The 14,747-nt window shown below is 56.5% G+C and carries 10 protein-coding genes; 6 read left to right on the plus strand and 4 right to left on the minus strand.

Going from position 1 to position 14,747, the window contains the following annotated elements:
- The first annotated feature begins 1 nt into the window (after nucleotide 1).
- On the plus strand, nucleotides 2–1,897 hold the full coding sequence (gene parE / locus WA411_RS10890) for a DNA topoisomerase IV subunit B (protein WP_291906018.1): 1,896 nt from the start codon (nucleotides 2–4) through the stop codon (nucleotides 1,895–1,897).
- Nucleotides 1,898–1,992: 95 nt separating this feature from the next.
- A complete protein-coding gene (locus WA411_RS10895) occupies nucleotides 1,993–3,771 on the plus strand; it encodes an SLC13 family permease (protein ID WP_291906016.1) in 1,779 nt (592 codons plus the stop codon).
- Here WA411_RS10895 and WA411_RS10900 read toward each other — a convergent pair.
- Nucleotides 3,766–5,052 carry an EAL domain-containing protein gene (locus tag WA411_RS10900; protein ID WP_069183005.1) on the minus strand — a complete coding sequence of 429 codons (1,287 nt, stop codon included), beginning with the start codon at nucleotides 5,050–5,052 and terminating at the stop codon, nucleotides 3,766–3,768. The genes WA411_RS10895 and WA411_RS10900 overlap by 6 nt on opposite strands.
- Nucleotides 5,053–5,569: 517 nt before the next feature.
- On the opposite strand from WA411_RS10900, the gene WA411_RS10905 reads away from it, so the two are divergent.
- Both WA411_RS10905 and WA411_RS10910 read left to right on the plus strand, forming a co-directional pair.
- The gene (locus tag WA411_RS10905) at nucleotides 5,570–6,115 is read left to right on the plus strand and encodes a cytochrome b (protein ID WP_153633731.1); all 546 of its coding nucleotides are present in this window, start codon (nucleotides 5,570–5,572) and stop codon (nucleotides 6,113–6,115) included.
- 68 nt (nucleotides 6,116–6,183) lie between these two features.
- Entirely contained in the window at nucleotides 6,184–6,765 is a 582-nt protein-coding gene (locus WA411_RS10910) for a YceI family protein (RefSeq protein WP_291906012.1), read from the plus strand.
- A gap of 34 nt (nucleotides 6,766–6,799) precedes the next feature.
- Here WA411_RS10910 and WA411_RS10915 read toward each other — a convergent pair whose 3' ends face one another.
- Both WA411_RS10915 and WA411_RS10920 read right to left on the minus strand, forming a co-directional pair.
- Complete coding sequence (locus WA411_RS10915; RefSeq protein ID WP_069183008.1) at nucleotides 6,800–8,437, minus strand: methyl-accepting chemotaxis protein; 1,638 nt, start codon at nucleotides 8,435–8,437, stop codon at nucleotides 6,800–6,802.
- A gap of 126 nt (nucleotides 8,438–8,563) precedes the next feature.
- Complete coding sequence (locus WA411_RS10920) at nucleotides 8,564–8,806, minus strand: hypothetical protein (protein WP_069183009.1); 243 nt, start codon at nucleotides 8,804–8,806, stop codon at nucleotides 8,564–8,566.
- Nucleotides 8,807–9,083: 277 nt separating this feature from the next.
- Between WA411_RS10920 and parC the strand changes: the two genes are divergently transcribed.
- Both parC and serB read left to right on the plus strand, forming a co-directional pair.
- Nucleotides 9,084–11,393 (plus strand): DNA topoisomerase IV subunit A, encoded by a 2,310-nt coding sequence (gene parC / locus WA411_RS10925; protein ID WP_136631658.1) that lies wholly within the window; start codon nucleotides 9,084–9,086, stop codon nucleotides 11,391–11,393.
- Nucleotides 11,386–12,618, plus strand: a complete 1,233-nt coding sequence (gene serB / locus WA411_RS10930) for a phosphoserine phosphatase SerB (RefSeq protein WP_291906011.1) — start codon at nucleotides 11,386–11,388, stop codon at nucleotides 12,616–12,618. Before parC ends, serB begins: the two co-directional genes overlap by 8 nt.
- Nucleotides 12,619–12,629: 11 nt before the next feature.
- Here serB and WA411_RS10935 read toward each other — a convergent pair whose 3' ends face one another.
- Complete coding sequence (locus WA411_RS10935; RefSeq protein WP_291906010.1) at nucleotides 12,630–14,714, minus strand: EAL domain-containing response regulator; 2,085 nt, start codon at nucleotides 14,712–14,714, stop codon at nucleotides 12,630–12,632.
- Nucleotides 14,715–14,747 lie beyond the last annotated feature (33 nt).

The following is a 14,747-nucleotide window of genomic DNA, read 5'->3' on the forward strand; positions in this document are numbered from 1 at the left end:
CATGAGCCAGCAACAATATAACGCCGATGCTATTGAAGTACTGAGCGGCCTGGATCCGGTGCGCAAGCGGCCGGGGATGTATACGGACACCAGTCGGCCCAATCACCTGGCGCAGGAAGTTATCGATAACAGTGTGGATGAGGCGCTGGCAGGGCACGCAAAACGTATTGATGTGGTGTTGTACAGTGATGGCTCTCTGAGCGTTGAGGACGACGGCCGGGGCATGCCGGTGGACCTTCACAAGGAAGAGGGCCTGCCTGGCGTCGAACTGATCCTGACCCGCCTCCACGCCGGCGGCAAATTTTCCCAGGGCAACTACAACTTTTCCGGTGGCCTCCATGGTGTCGGTGTTTCCGTTGTAAACGCGTTGTCCACCCATCTGGAAGTGACCATCAAGCGGGATGGCCAACTGCACAGGATGACATTCGCCAACGGTGAGAAGGCCTCCGAGCTCGAGGTGATCGATACCGTCGGCAAGCGCAACACAGGTACCCGCCTGAAATTCACGCCGGACATAACTTACTTCGACAGCCCCAACTTTTCGATCAGCCGGCTTCGCCACAACCTGAGAGCGAAAGCGGTTCTTTGTCCCGGCCTCACGGTGACTTTCCTGCAGGAAAAAACCGGCGAGAAAGATGAGTGGTTCTATGAAGACGGGCTGCGGGACTATCTGCGCACTGCACTGGCGGATATCGAAGTGATGCCGTTGGAGCCTTTCACCGGCAGCTTTTCCGGCAACAAGGAAGCGGTGGACTGGGCCATCCAGTGGCTTCCCGAGGGCGGCGAAGCCATCATGGAGAGCTACGTCAACCTGATCCCCACGGCCCAGGGTGGCACTCATGTAAACGGATTGCGCACGGGGCTGCTGGAAGCCATGCGCGAGTTCTGTGAGTTCCGTAATCTGTTGCCTCGTGGCGTAAAGCTTTCACCGGAAGATATCTGGGAGCGGGCAGCCTATGTGCTCTCCTTCAAGATGCAGGAGCCACAGTTTTCGGGGCAGACCAAAGAGCGCCTTTCTTCCCGTGAGGCTGCCGCCTTCATCTCCGGTGTGGTCAAGGATGCCTTCAGTCTCTGGCTCAACCAGCATACCGATGTCGCTGAGGCGCTGGCGGAACTCTTTATCAGCAATGCCCAGCGCCGCCTGCGGGCCAGTAAAAAAGTGGCCCGGAAGAAAGTTACCTCGGGGCCCGCGCTGCCCGGTAAGCTGGCGGACTGTTCCGGCGGTGATACCGCCCGTTCGGAGCTGTTCCTGGTGGAGGGCGACTCCGCTGGTGGTTCCGCGAAACAGGCCCGGGATCGGGAGTTCCAGGCAGTGATGCCGCTGCGCGGCAAGATCCTCAACACCTGGGAGGTGGACTCCGGCGAGATTCTGGCATCCCAGGAGGTCCATGATATTGCCGTTGCCATTGGTGTAGATCCGGGTTCTGACCAGCTTGATGGCCTTCGGTACAACAAGATCTGTATTCTCGCCGATGCGGACTCGGATGGTCTTCATATTGCCACGCTGCTGTGCGCGCTGTTCGTAAAACACTTCCGACCTGTGGTGGCCGCTGGCCATGTGTTCGTCGCCATGCCGCCGCTGTATCGGGTAGATTTGGGCAAGGAAACCTTCTACGCCCTCGATGAGCACGAAAAGCAGGGCATCATCGACCGCATTGCTGCCGAGAAACGCAAGGGCAAGATTTCGGTGACACGCTTCAAGGGCCTGGGTGAAATGAACCCGCTCCAGCTGCGGGAAACAACCATGGCTCCGGACACCCGTCGACTGGTTATGCTGACCATAGAGGACGGTGACGACACTGATAGCCGTATGGACATGCTGTTAGGCAAGAAGCGTGCATCCGATCGGAGAGCCTGGCTGGAGACCTACGGCAACATGGCCGACATTGAAGTTTGATATGCCGTAAGGTGCTATAAAAAGCATTCTTTATTCTTTCTCCGCATTCTGTAAACTCGTTATCCTGCCAGTTTTCTGATCGGGAAGAACCGTTGATGGACTGGCAGGGCTGGTTTGCGCTGGGCCTCGCAGGCACCGCGCTGATACTGATGAGTGCAGGGCGATTTGCGCCCCATCTGATTATGATGGGTGTGCTCGTGGTGCTCAGTGCCAGCGGAATTGTTTCTGCGGATCAGGCCCTTGCCGGATTCAGCAACAGCGGCCTGATTACCGTTGTGGCCATGTTTGTGGTGGCCGCGGGCATTCATCATTCCGGCGGCGTCGATCTGCTGGTGCATCATCTGCTTCGCAATCCCCGGACCGTCCGCTCTGCCCAGGCGCGGATCGCGCTCCCGGTCTCCCTTCTGAGTGGCTTTCTCAATAATACTCCGGTCGTCGCCACCATGATTCCGGCGGTGCACGCCTGGTCCCGGAAAATCGGTATCTCACCGTCGAAACTGATGATTCCCCTGAGCTATTCCGCCATTTTGGGGGGTACCCTCACGCTGATTGGCACCAGCACCAACCTGGTGGTCAACGGCCAATATCAGCAACTGACCGGCGAGCAGGGATTCTCCATTTTCTCCATCACAGCGGTGGGGCTTCCGGTGGCCATCATCGGTGTCGCGGCACTGTTGCTGGTTATGCCCAGAGTGCTGCCGGACCGCAAGGACCAGCAGAAATTCGGTTCCATGAGGGAATTCACTCTGGAAGTGGCGGTGTCCTTCGACGGGCCGCTGGTCGGGAAGACCGTCGGTGAGGCAGGGCTCCGGGAGCTGGAACGTCTATACCTGGTCGAGATTGAGCGGGATGGTAGCGTGGTTACCGCAGTGCCTTCGGAGGAGCGGCTCAGGGGTGGCGATCGGCTGGTGTTCGCCGGTGATACCCAGGCCATTTCAGACCTCTTGCGCATCAACGGTATCGTTCCGTCGGTTCATGAAGATGAGCCCAGCCTGAGCAAAGACCGGGCCGAACGGCGTCTCGTGGAAGCGGCCTTATCGCCGCAGTCTGATGTACTGGGCTCGACCATTCGCGATGCGCGGTTCCGTGACCGATACGGCGCTGTCGTCCTGGCTGTTGCAAGAGGTGGTGAGCGTGTGTCCGGCAACCTCGGTAACATTCGGCTCAAGCCGGGCGATGTGCTGCTTCTGGAAGCTCGGCCCGCGTTTGTCAGCCGGCAGCGCTATAACAAGGACTTCCTGCTGATCAATGACCTGGAAACCGAGACTCCCCGGCACGACCGCGCCTGGCTGTCCTGGGGAATCCTGTTGGTGTTGGTGGGCCTAGCTGCCTGCGGCACGCTGAGCATGCTGAATGCGGCCTTGTTAGGTGCCGCGGCGATGATTCTGTCGGGCTGCTGCTCGGTCGGCCAGGCCCAGAAATCGGTCGATGTGCCGGTTATTCTTACGATAGCGGCGTCATTTGCCATGGGTGCAGCGCTGGAGCAAACCGGCGCTGCGGGCTTTGTCGCTGAGGGCATTCTTGGCTTCAGTCAGGGCAATGTCCTTCTAACCATCCTTCTGGTCTATCTTGTTGTGTCGGTGCTAACTGAGGTTATTACTAACAACGCTGCCGCTGTGCTGGTCATTCCCATTGTTCTGTCGATGACGGCCAGTATGGGAGTCGCTGCCGAGCCTTTCGTGATCGCCGTCATGATGGCCGCCTCGGCCAGCTTTGCCACGCCACTGGGGTATCAGACCAACATGATGGTGTTCGGGCCGGGCGGTTACCGATTCAGTGATTTTGTGCGGGTGGGGTTGCCGATGAATCTGTTCATTGGTGCGGTCACGGTCGTGGTCATTGCACTGGTTTACGACATAAATCCCGGATTATGAGGTTTGCTCGGTCGGGTTGGCGAGAATGTCGCAGCAGAGCACCTGGAGTTTTCCGTCCTGAAAATACCCCAATGACAGAGTGACACACATATAAGCACCGGTAACGCAGAGATACGGTGCGGTGACGTGCAGGCTTTCCGGGTGGGCCAAAGCCTGGCGGAGGTACTGTTGGCGGAACCAGTCGGCACTGCTGGTACTCTCCAGAGGTTTAAAACGCGGGTCCATGCTGCGGGTACCGGTGTCGGAAACCAGCGTGTCATCGATCTGAACGCCTTTATCGTCGACCAGGTAGCAGCGTGAGACGGCGGGGTGATTCAGCAGCTCCAGACAGGATTGTTGCATGCTCATACCGCTGCGGAGCTTGCTGATGGCATGGTCAAAAAAGCCACTGAAGAAGTCCACCAATTGCCGTGTCGGGTCCAGTGTAACCTGGTTGCGGTTCTTGTATTCCTGCAACAGATTGTCGAAATCGGCAGGCCCGTGGGCCAGTTGGTCCAGTTCGGTACTAGGTCTGCGGAAATAGAAGCCTTGCACGAAGTCCACGCCGGCATCAATGGCGATCATCGCCTGATCGCGGGTTTCAACACCTTCCAGAAGCACCAGGCAGCCGGACTGGTGCAGCAGTGACACGATGCCATTCAGAATCTGTCGGGCTTTGTGATCGTCTGTTGCCCGGGTCAGCAGCTTCCGGTCCAGCTTGACGATGTCCGGGGACAGGTTCCAGATTCGCTCGAAATTGGAGTGGCCGGCGCCGAAATCATCAATCGCCGTCAGGCAGCCCAGTTTTTTGTAGTAGGCAACGGTTTCCCGCAGCCTTTCTGCATCGTCTGTTGGCTGCTCGACGATTTCCATGACAATACGGTGCGGCGGAAGCCCGGTCTTGGTGAGCAATTGACCGAAAAACGAATCGGCTTGGCTGCCGCTGGTGACCACTTGCGGAGAGACGTTAAGGAAAAGCCAGTTCAGTTGATCGCGGATGCCACTGTAATTACGTATGTGAAGGTATCGGCACAGGCGGTCGAGGAGCAGGTTTTCCGCGTCTGAAGTCGGTAGCTGAAAAAGATGGAGCGGCAGGACGGCGGAGTTATCGTTATCAAACGCTCTGATCAAGGCCTCGTAACCGACGATGCGCTTGTGCGAAATGCTGTAGATGGGCTGGAGTGCTGTTCTGAGGGTCAGTCCGCGAAAATCGGCAGTCCATGTATCACCTTCCCTGTTCAGCATAGGGGATAACAGTTCCACTTCGGGATCTGTCAGCTTTTCAGGGAGGCGTTTCGACATAGCTGATTCTGGTCAATTAAACGAACGCATCAGCCGCCCCAGTCTGGCGTCTGAACTGTCTTTTATCAGTACAGATGACGCAGTAAAACTTGCGAAGTTACTGATAGTTGGAGGGAAGATTGCCAAAAAAACGCGTTTATTACCACTGTTTCATGTGGAAAGTGGAAACGGTTTGTATCTTTCGCTGTCTTGAGATGGGGAGAGGAGCCCAGCGGCCCGGGCGGACCGCCAGAGAATCAATTGTTGCTGGGTACAACAACGCTTTCGTCGAATTCGAGTTCCATGTCCTGTCCTCTCGGTCACTGAGGCCCCAGACGGGGCGTTCAAATATGCAATAAGTCTATCGTTGCTATAATTTTGAGCAATCCGTAAAACCCGTATGCGACCAAAGGCAAAAGGTGGGGGAATGGTCAGAAATTCTGATGTAGCGCTGCAAAAGATTTCGATTTTTTTCGTCGTTCCGAGTTTCTAAACTCGCCGAATCACCTTTAACCAGGGAATAGGGTCATTTTTCATCATGCAATTCAGAAACACTCCGGCCAGCTACGGTTTAGTGGCGATCATTATCCACTGGCTTGTCGCTGTGGTTGTTCTTGGACTTTTCGGGCTCGGTTTCTGGATGGTGGATCTGTCGTATTACGACGACTGGTATCGCAGAGCACCCGACATCCACCGCAGCATCGGAATTCTTTTGCTGATGGTGATGCTTTTTCGGGTGGCCTGGCGAATGTTGAACGAGGCGCCGGAGCCGTTGCCCGGTCACAAGCGCTGGGAGATCCGAAGCGCTCACATGGCCCACCTCCTGCTGTATGTGCTGATTTTCGTTGCCATGGTGAGCGGTTACCTGATTTCAACAGCGGACGGTTCTTCAATCAGCGTTTTCGGCTGGTTTGAGGTGCCATCAGTTACCGGCCAGATCAAGGGAATGGAAGACACCGCCGGGACCGTTCACTACTGGTCAACATGGGCAATAGTTGCCCTTGTAGCGGTCCATGCGGCCGGGGCTCTGAAACACCATCTGTTTGATCGTGATCGGACCTTGTGGCGTATGTTCGGGAAGTGATCCGTCTGCCGTTTTTCTCATCGTGTAACGCCCGGGAGTCGGGCACCTATGAAATAAGGGAGTTAATCATGAAAAAAGTTCTGCTTGCTTCTGCCGTGTCGATGGCGCTTGTTGGTGCGGTTCATGCCGACGAGCACAGTGGCACCTATGCCTTTGATACCAAAGGCGCCCACCAGTTCGTCACCTTCAAGATTTCCCACCTGGGCTATAGCTGGCTCTACGGGCGTTTTAACGATTTTGACGGCGAATTTGTTTATGACGCCGAGAATCCCGAAAACAGCACCGTGAACGTGACGATTGATACCAGCAGTGTGGATTCCAATCATGCAGAGCGTGATAAGCACCTGCGTAGCGAAGACTTCCTGTATGTGGACGAGTTTCCGCAGGCAACTTTCAAGAGCAAGCGCGTGGTGCTTGATGAAGAAGGCGAGGCCGATATCATCGGTGACCTGACTCTCCGTGGTATTACCAAGGAAGTCACCCTGGATGCCGAAATGCTGGGTCATGGTGAGGACCCCTGGGGAGGCTATCGCATGGGTTTTGAAGCTGAAACCGAGCTTCGCCTGAAAGACTTCGGTATCCCGATGGATCTCGGAAAGGCCTCCGAGACCGTTGAGATCATCATTTCTGTCGAGGGTATCCGGCAGTAATCCTGGCTGACCCTGCCACTGACAGATTCCGGGCCTAGACCCGGAATCTGCCTGTCTGACTTTCCAGTTCCCTCGCATAGCCCTCTAGGGATTCACTGATTCCATCAATATCCCGTGAGCGATTTGCGCTCTCTGTTGCCAGATCGTTGATTTCAGTGATGCTGCGGTTGATCTCGTCCACTACCTGAGTTTGCTCTTCAGTGGCTGACGCAACACTGGTGTTTACATCTGCAATGTTTGCCATAGCCTCCAGAATGGCTTTGAGTTCAGATTCTGCATCGGTGGCCAGTTTTTCGGTTTCGCTTGCCTCCTTGCTGCCCGTCTCCATCACCGAGACAATGTCCGCAACGCCAGTCTGCAGCGTGGTGATCATCGTCTGAATATCTTCCGTCGATTGCCCTGTCCGTTGCGCCAGGGTCCTGACTTCATCGGCAACAACGGCAAAGCCCCGTCCCTGCTCGCCGGCACGTGCTGCCTCGATAGCGGCGTTCAATGCCAGCAGGTTGGTTTGCTCGGCAATGCCCCTGATTACGTCCAGAACGGACGTGATGTTGTCGGAATCGTCAGACAGCTTGCGGATGACTTCCACGGCTTTTGAAATCTGGGCGGCCAGCCGGTGCACCTGCTCTGAAGAGCTGCGGATAATTCGTGCGCCGTTCTTGCCCTTTTCTTCCGCCTCCCGGGTAATCTCGGCGGCCCTGGAGGCGTTGCCGGCAACCTCTTCGATGGCACTCTGCATTTCGTTGATGGCAGTGGCGACCATGGAAATGGAGTCCGTCTGTCGCGTCACGCCATCGTTGTTATCCTTCGCCGCCCGGGCAAGATCTGAAGCACCAGTGCCAAGCTCCCGGGTCAACTGCTGGATGGAGCCAATCATCGATTGCAGGTTTTCCAGGACCAGGTTGAAGCTTTTTGCGAGTTTGCCCAGATCATCATCCATCTCGACCGGAATTCGCTGGGTCAGATCGCCTTCTCCCTGGGCGATATTGTCCAGTTGATCCCGGAGGGCACTAATCGATGCGATAATCATTTTCAGGAATACAGCGAAGAGCCCAATACTGATCAGTATGGCGACGACTGTGATCAAAAGGATGGTCACCGAGCTGCTCTGGCCTTCAGACGAGGCTTCACCGGCTCGAATCTGGGCTTGCGCATCGGCGTGAGCGCCAACCTCATCAAAGTAATTGCGGAGATTATCGAAAAGCTCGTTGGTCTCACTGGCTGCCAACGATCGTGCCTGCTCGGCATCTCCCGTCTCTGCCAGCTGAAGAACTCGCTGGGCGGAACTCAGCCAACGCTCGTAGGCCGTATCAAACCCTCTGGCAACATCGGATACACCAGTGCCTTCAAGCCTGGCCACCGCCTGGTTAAAGCGTTCGAGAGCCTGTCCAGCATTTTCATCGAAACTGGCGAGGTAGTTCTCACCCTCCTCATTGTTGAACTGGGCGTCCACAAAGGCCATCTGGGCCACCATTGCCTGGTAGAGATCCCGGTCACCGTTGAGGATTTCGCTGACGGATGGCAGGTAGGTTTCGGCAATGTTGTCGGTGTCGGAGACCAGATTCCGGACGGTACTGACAGCGAATAATCCGATAACAATCAGGGCTACTGCAGTAATAGCGAAAGGCAGAGCAACTTTTACCCGAAGCCCCAAACGCTTACCAAAATCCATAGATCTCTCCCGTACTGTCGGTTTGGCTTATTGCCAATATAGCATCGGGGAAGAGAATGATTTGAAAAACAACTGGGTAATTGCTCCCGGTCAAGGAGGCAGCATTCTGGCCGGGAGCAGATCGGGTTATCGGGAGGGGTCGGGTGATTCCGATGGTGTGTCGCAGGATCTGCAGAGATGTCGCTGTCGCCAGAACTGTCCCGCGAAAATGACCACCCAGATCAGTAATCCTGCCCAGAGATAGGTCTCGGGAATCTGGAAGCTACCACTGATTGCAAACTCCACAAGGAGCATCAGTGCTACCGCCAGAACTGCATTTACCATGGCTGTCACCATGGCTTGCCCGCAGGCTTTGATGTTGGGTTTCATAGTGTTCTGCTTGTCAGAGAAGTAAAACGGTCTTCTATTCACTGAATGCGAGAATACGGCCCACCTTACAGACTCTCCATGCGGGAATTCCGCTATTGGAATCAGGCGTCTGTACAACAGAGGTCCGTTTTTGGCCAATAAATCCGCAGGTTGTTGGTGTATCGGCGCCTTGCTCCATATAATGTGCGCTCCTGCTGTCCGGTGATTATTACGGGGCAGGGCACAGCATCACCGATGGTTTTCAAATCAGGCAACACAGGCAATCAAAGAGGCATCCATGCCAGAGTTTCAGACTACGGATGAAGGCTTCGAGAGGGTTTCGCTCCGGGATTACACGGAGAAGGCCTATCTCGATTATTCCATGTACGTCATTCTTGACCGGGCACTTCCCAATGTCGGCGATGGCCTGAAACCGGTTCAGAGGCGAATTGTCTATGCCATGTCCGAGCTGGGACTGAAATCCACCTCGAAATACAAGAAGTCCGCGCGCACCGTGGGCGATGTGCTGGGTAAATTTCACCCCCATGGTGACAGCGCTTGTTACGAAGCCATGGTGCTGATGGCCCAGCCTTTTTCTTACCGTTACCCGCTGGTGGACGGGCAGGGCAACTGGGGCTCGCCGGATGACCCAAAATCTTTTGCTGCCATGCGTTACACCGAATCCCGCCTGGCGCCTTTCGCGGAAGTGCTCCTGGGCGAGCTTGGGCAAGGTACGGTGGACTGGGTGCCCAATTTTGATGGCACCATGGAAGAGCCGTCGGTACTGCCTGCCCGGTTGCCCCATGTACTTCTGAATGGCACCACCGGTATTGCGGTTGGTATGGCCACCGATATCCCGCCGCACAACGTGCGGGAAGTGACCGCCGCCTGTATACGCCTGCTGGATCAGCCCGGGGCGACGGTGGAAGAGCTTTGTGAACACATCAAAGGCCCGGATTTTCCGACCCAGGCGGAAATCATTACTCCCCGGAAGGACATCCGGCAGATGTACGAAACCGGCCGCGGATCCTTGCGGATGCGCGCCCGCTGGATTCGGGAAAGCGGCGAAATCGTGGTTACGGACCTCCCACACCAGGTCTCCGGTAACCGTGTGCTGGAGCAGATTGCCCACCAGATGCAGACCAAGAAGCTTCCGATGGTGGCCGACCTTCGTGACGAATCCGATCACGAAAATCCGACCCGCCTGGTGATTGTGCCCCGCTCCAATCGGGTCGATCTGGATGGCTTGATGGCGCACCTGTTCGCCAGCACCGATCTCGAGAAAACCTATCGGGTCAACATCAATGTGATCGGTAATGACGGCCGGCCGGGCGTGAAGGGATTGCAGCAGATTCTGACCGAGTGGCTGGCCTTCCGTCGCACTACTGTAATCCGTCGTCTACAGCATCGCCTCGACAAGGTTCTTGCTCGCCTGCATATCCTGGAAGGTTTGCTGATCGCCTATCTCAATATTGATGAAGTGATCGAAATCATCCGTACTGAAGACAAGCCCAAGGCCGAGCTGATGGCCCGTTTCGGGTTGTCTGCCGATCAGGCCGAAGCCATCCTCGAACTGAAACTGCGCCATCTGGCCAAGCTCGAGGAAATGAAAATCCGGGGCGAGCAGGACGAGCTCTCAGCCGAACGGGATGAGCTCCAGTCCATCCTTGGTTCTGAAGACCGCCTCCGCGAGCTGATCAAGAGCGAGCTGCAGGCAGATGCCGAAACCTTTGGCGATGACCGTCGCTCACCTATTGTCGAGCGTGAAGAGGCCCGGGCCTTCAGTGAAGTGGATCTGGTTTCGAATGATCCTGTCACCGTTGTGTTGTCCGAGAAAGGCTGGGTTCGCGCCGCCAAAGGGCACGACATTGAGCCGGAAGGTCTGAGCTATAAAGCCGGTGACCGTTTCTCACTGGCAGCCCGGGGGCGCAATAACCAGCAGGCGATCTTCCTGGATTCAACCGGGCGGGCCTATTCGCTGATGGCTCACAGCCTGCCGTCTGCCAGGGGGCAGGGCGAGCCGCTAACCGGGCGGATCAACCCTCCTTCCGGGGCAAGCTTTTCAGGGCTGTTGATGGGGGATCCGTCCCGCAAGGCACTGCTGGTCACCGATGGCGGCTATGGTTTTGTGACATCACTGAACGACATGATCAGCAAAAACCGCAATGGCAAGGCGGTAGTGAGTGTCCCCAAAGGAGCAAGGATCATGGCTCCGGTGGTAATACCGAGCACTGAAAAAACATTGTACCTTGGAGCGGTGTCCAACGAGGGCCGTATGCTGGTGTTCCCGCTGAGCGAGCTGCCGGAACTCGCCAAGGGTAAGGGTAACAAGATCATCAGCATTCCTTCTGCCAGGGTCCAGAACCGCGAGGAATATGTGGTGGCAGTGGCCGTATTTGCCGAGGACGACCAGTTGGAGGTCCGGGCGGGCAAGCGCAAGATGGGGCTCCAGTTCAGTGACCTTGAACACTACCTCGGAGAGCGGGGCCGGCGCGGCCACAAGCTGCCCAGGGGACTGCAACGGGTTGATGGCATCGACGTGATTCCTTCCGCTGCTCGGGCGCAGGAAGAGGCCGGCTCAGACAGTGAGGGTGTCGACAGTGAGTGAACTGGTACTGATTAATGTCTCCGGACGCGACAAACCGGGCCTGACGTCGGAAATCACCGGCATCATGGGGCGTTACGATGTGCGGATTCTGGATATTGGCCAGGCGGTCATCCACGATCACCTGACCTGGGGCATCCTGATCGAAATTCCGGACGAGTCCAAATCCTCTCCAGTCATCAGGGATCTGTTGTTCCGGCTCCATGCCCTGGATCTGCAGGTGCGGTTTGCGCCCATCACGGTGGAGGAATACCAATCCTGGGCAGCCGCCCGGAACCGGGCCTGCTACATCGTGACGCTGCTGGCCCGAGATATCAAAGCCGAGCAGATTGCCCGTGTTTCGGCCATTACCGCCCGCCACGGCCTGAATATCGACAATATTTCCCGGCTGTCTGCCCGGCCTTCGCTGAACGCCGCCGATAACCGGATTGCCTGTGTCGAGTTTTCGGTTCGGGGTACACCATCGGATCTCGAGCAGTTGCGCGCGGACTTCCTGCACATCGCCGGCGAAATGAATGTGGATATTGCGTTCCAGGAGGATTCCATTTTCCGGCGTAATCGTCGTCTCGTGGTCTTTGATATGGACTCCACACTGATCGAAGCCGAAGTGATCGACGAACTCGCGGCGGAAGCCGGGGTGGGCGAGCAGGTGGCGGAGATTACCGAGAGGGCCATGCAGGGCGAACTGGATTTCAGCCAGAGTTTCGCCGAGCGTCTTGCGCTTTTGAAGGGGCTGGACGAGTCGGTGCTTGAGGGCATCGCCTCACGGCTGCGAATGACTGAGGGGGCTGAGCACCTGATTCGGAGTCTCAAGGCACTGGGTTATCGCACGGCCATCCTGTCGGGTGGATTCACCTACTTTGCCCGCCATCTGCAGAGCAAACTTGGCATCGATTACATTTACGCCAACGAGCTTGAGATCGAGGATGGCAAGGTCACCGGACGGGTGTCAGGGCAGATTGTGGACGGCAAGCGGAAGGCAGAGTTGCTGCTGGAGATCGCCGAGAAGGAGCATATTTCCCGGGAACAGGTGATTGCCGTCGGTGATGGTGCCAATGACCTCCCCATGCTCAGTCAGGCTGGCCTGGGTGTGGCGTTCCGTGCCAAGCCGCTGGTCAAGGAGTCGGCTCGCCATGCGATTTCCACGCTGGGTCTGGACGCAATCCTTTACCTGATTGGTTTCCGGGAAAGCGAAACCAACCAGAGTCTGGAAAACGCCGACTTCTGAGCCGATCAGGCTCAGTTGTCGCCGAAGTCGTAGTTCATTTCCGGTACCGGCGCCTGCAGATAGTAGCCCTGAATGTAATTCACGCCGGCCTGCCATAGTGTGGCGAGAACGCCGGCGTTCTCCACCAGCGGAATGATGGTGAGCTTGCCGCTGGACTGCAGGCTCTTGACCATTTCCTTGACCTGCTCCTTGGCCTCATCGCTCTTTTGGATTTCTTCCGTGAAGGAACCATCGATTTTCACGTAGTCGGTATCGATGTGCTTCAGGGTATTGAATGGATTGAGGGCGCAGCCGAACTGGGCGATGGATACCTTGCAGTGAAGCTCGTGAACTGCCTTGGTGAAGTCTTTCGCCTGCTTCATGAAGTTGTTGGCATCGCATTCACGGATCTGGAAGATCAGTGAGTCGCCCGGCAGACGGGCGGCCTTCAGGGCGACACTCAGCCATGGAGTGAAGGTCTTATCCTGCAGGGTTTCAGCCGTCACATTGAGGAACAGGCGGGTATCGTGACCCCGTGACCGGTGGCTGGAGAGCTGCTTGATGGTCTGCAGGATAACCCAGCGGTCGATCTTGATAGCGGTGTCGCTCGGGCCCGTCGGCGGCAGGAAGTCATAGGGGGAGACTTCCTCGTCGTCCTTGTCGAGCATACGCACGAAGGCTTCGTAATGCTCTTCGCCTTCACCGCGCAGGTTGATGATCGGTTGGAACAGAAGGCGGAATCGGTTGTCTTCCAGGGCTTTCTGAATCGCTTCCACCGAATTGCTTTGATCCAGTGTTTCGAAGTCGGCCGGGTTGTACACCACCACACCGTTGCCTTCGGCATGACCCTCAAGCTTGCGCACTTCCGCAGACGCCGTATGCGCCCGGGCCATGAGCTCCTCGGCCTTCGGAGAGTTCTCGGTAATTGACGCAACACCTATGCTCACAGTCAGCTGTACCGTGCGATCATTGATGTCGAAAAGATGGTCTTCTACGGCCTTACGGATACGCTCGGCGTGTTCGACCATCGTGCCTTCGTCGCATGGCTGGCACAGCAGGCTGAAGGCATCGTCGCTCAGTCGTGCCAGGGTGAGCTCCTCTCCGGCCTGTTCCTTGAGCAGGTTGGCCAGATCCCCCAAGAGCAAGTCTGCGCCGGAAATGCCTACCTGCCCCTTCATGCTCATGAAGTTGTCCAGGGCGATGTAAGCCAGCGCACCTGTCTCATTCTTCTTGCCGGCAGTGGCAATGGCTTCGGCGAGTGCATCCATCAGGTACTGACGGTTGTAGAGGCCAGTCAAAAGATCCTGACTGCTGATCTGGCGAAGCTTTTCTTCCAGTTCCGCATCGCTGTGCTCTGGCTGCAACACAATCTGTGTGCAGGCCTCGCCGTCATAGGTGGCAGCCGACACCGACATCGTGACGTTCAATTCGTGATCGTCGCTACGCCGTGCCGTGCAGTTCATGGTCATGCCGTCTTCGCCCTTTTCGGCAAACGACTTCATGAACTCCTTGTACTTTTCCTGGCTTTCCGGAGTAAGGGTGTCCAGCACCGGAACGCAGATAAGGTCGTCAATATCGTCGTATCCGAGGAATTCCATGTACGACTGGTTGGCATAGATATGCATGCCGTCGTTGATGTAGGCAATGGCATCCTTGGAGCTCTCGAGGAGCAACTGACAGCGCTGTTCTGCCTCTCGCAGGTGGGATTCCAGAACACGACGTCTTCGGCGCTCATCAAGGGCTGCCAGCTCCCGGTTTACCTTCAGAACAATCAGGTCGGTATGCTCAAAAGCCACAGTATCCTGGGCGCCTCCCTTCATCATGCCAACCGTGCGTTCGCGGCTTTCCTCTTCCGTTAGGAGGATAAACGGAATGTCCTTGTCCATCCTGCGGATCATGGCAAGGGCATCATCGGCCGAGAATTCCTGGTCCAGATCACGGGCCAGAAGGAGATCCCAGTTTCCCGCTTTCAGCGTCTCCTCAAGATCTTCTTCCGAGGTGATTCTGTGGGCTCGGGTGGCCTTGCCGGAGTTGCGGAGCAGGCTGACCAGCGATTCGGCATCGTTTTGCGATGGATCAAGAATCAGCAGGTGTACGGTCGCGTTCTTTTTCTGCATTCGAAGGGCGTCTCGTGATACACGGTTCATTCA

The sequence above is a fragment of the Marinobacter sp. CH_CUG1437-1 genome, from assembly GCF_037029655.1.
Taxonomy (GTDB): Bacteria; Pseudomonadota; Gammaproteobacteria; order Pseudomonadales; family Oleiphilaceae; genus Marinobacter; species Marinobacter salsuginis.

Excerpts from the sequence above, each read along its gene's own strand:
- parE (WP_291906018.1), top strand. The coding sequence starts at position 2 with ATGAGCCAGCAACAATATAACGCCGATGCTATTGAAGTACTGAGCGGC.
- WA411_RS10895 (WP_291906016.1), top strand. The coding sequence starts at position 1,993 with ATGGACTGGCAGGGCTGGTTTGCGCTGGGCCTCGCAGGCACCGCGCTG.
- WA411_RS10900 (WP_069183005.1), bottom strand. The coding sequence starts at position 5,052 with ATGTCGAAACGCCTCCCTGAAAAGCTGACAGATCCCGAAGTGGAACTG.
- WA411_RS10905 (WP_153633731.1), top strand. The coding sequence starts at position 5,570 with ATGCAATTCAGAAACACTCCGGCCAGCTACGGTTTAGTGGCGATCATT.
- WA411_RS10910 (WP_291906012.1), top strand. The coding sequence starts at position 6,184 with ATGAAAAAAGTTCTGCTTGCTTCTGCCGTGTCGATGGCGCTTGTTGGT.
- WA411_RS10915 (WP_069183008.1), bottom strand. The coding sequence starts at position 8,437 with ATGGATTTTGGTAAGCGTTTGGGGCTTCGGGTAAAAGTTGCTCTGCCT.
- WA411_RS10920 (WP_069183009.1), bottom strand. The coding sequence starts at position 8,806 with ATGAAACCCAACATCAAAGCCTGCGGGCAAGCCATGGTGACAGCCATG.
- parC (WP_136631658.1), top strand. The coding sequence starts at position 9,084 with ATGCCAGAGTTTCAGACTACGGATGAAGGCTTCGAGAGGGTTTCGCTC.
- WA411_RS10935 (WP_291906010.1), bottom strand. The coding sequence starts at position 14,714 with ATGCAGAAAAAGAACGCGACCGTACACCTGCTGATTCTTGATCCATCG.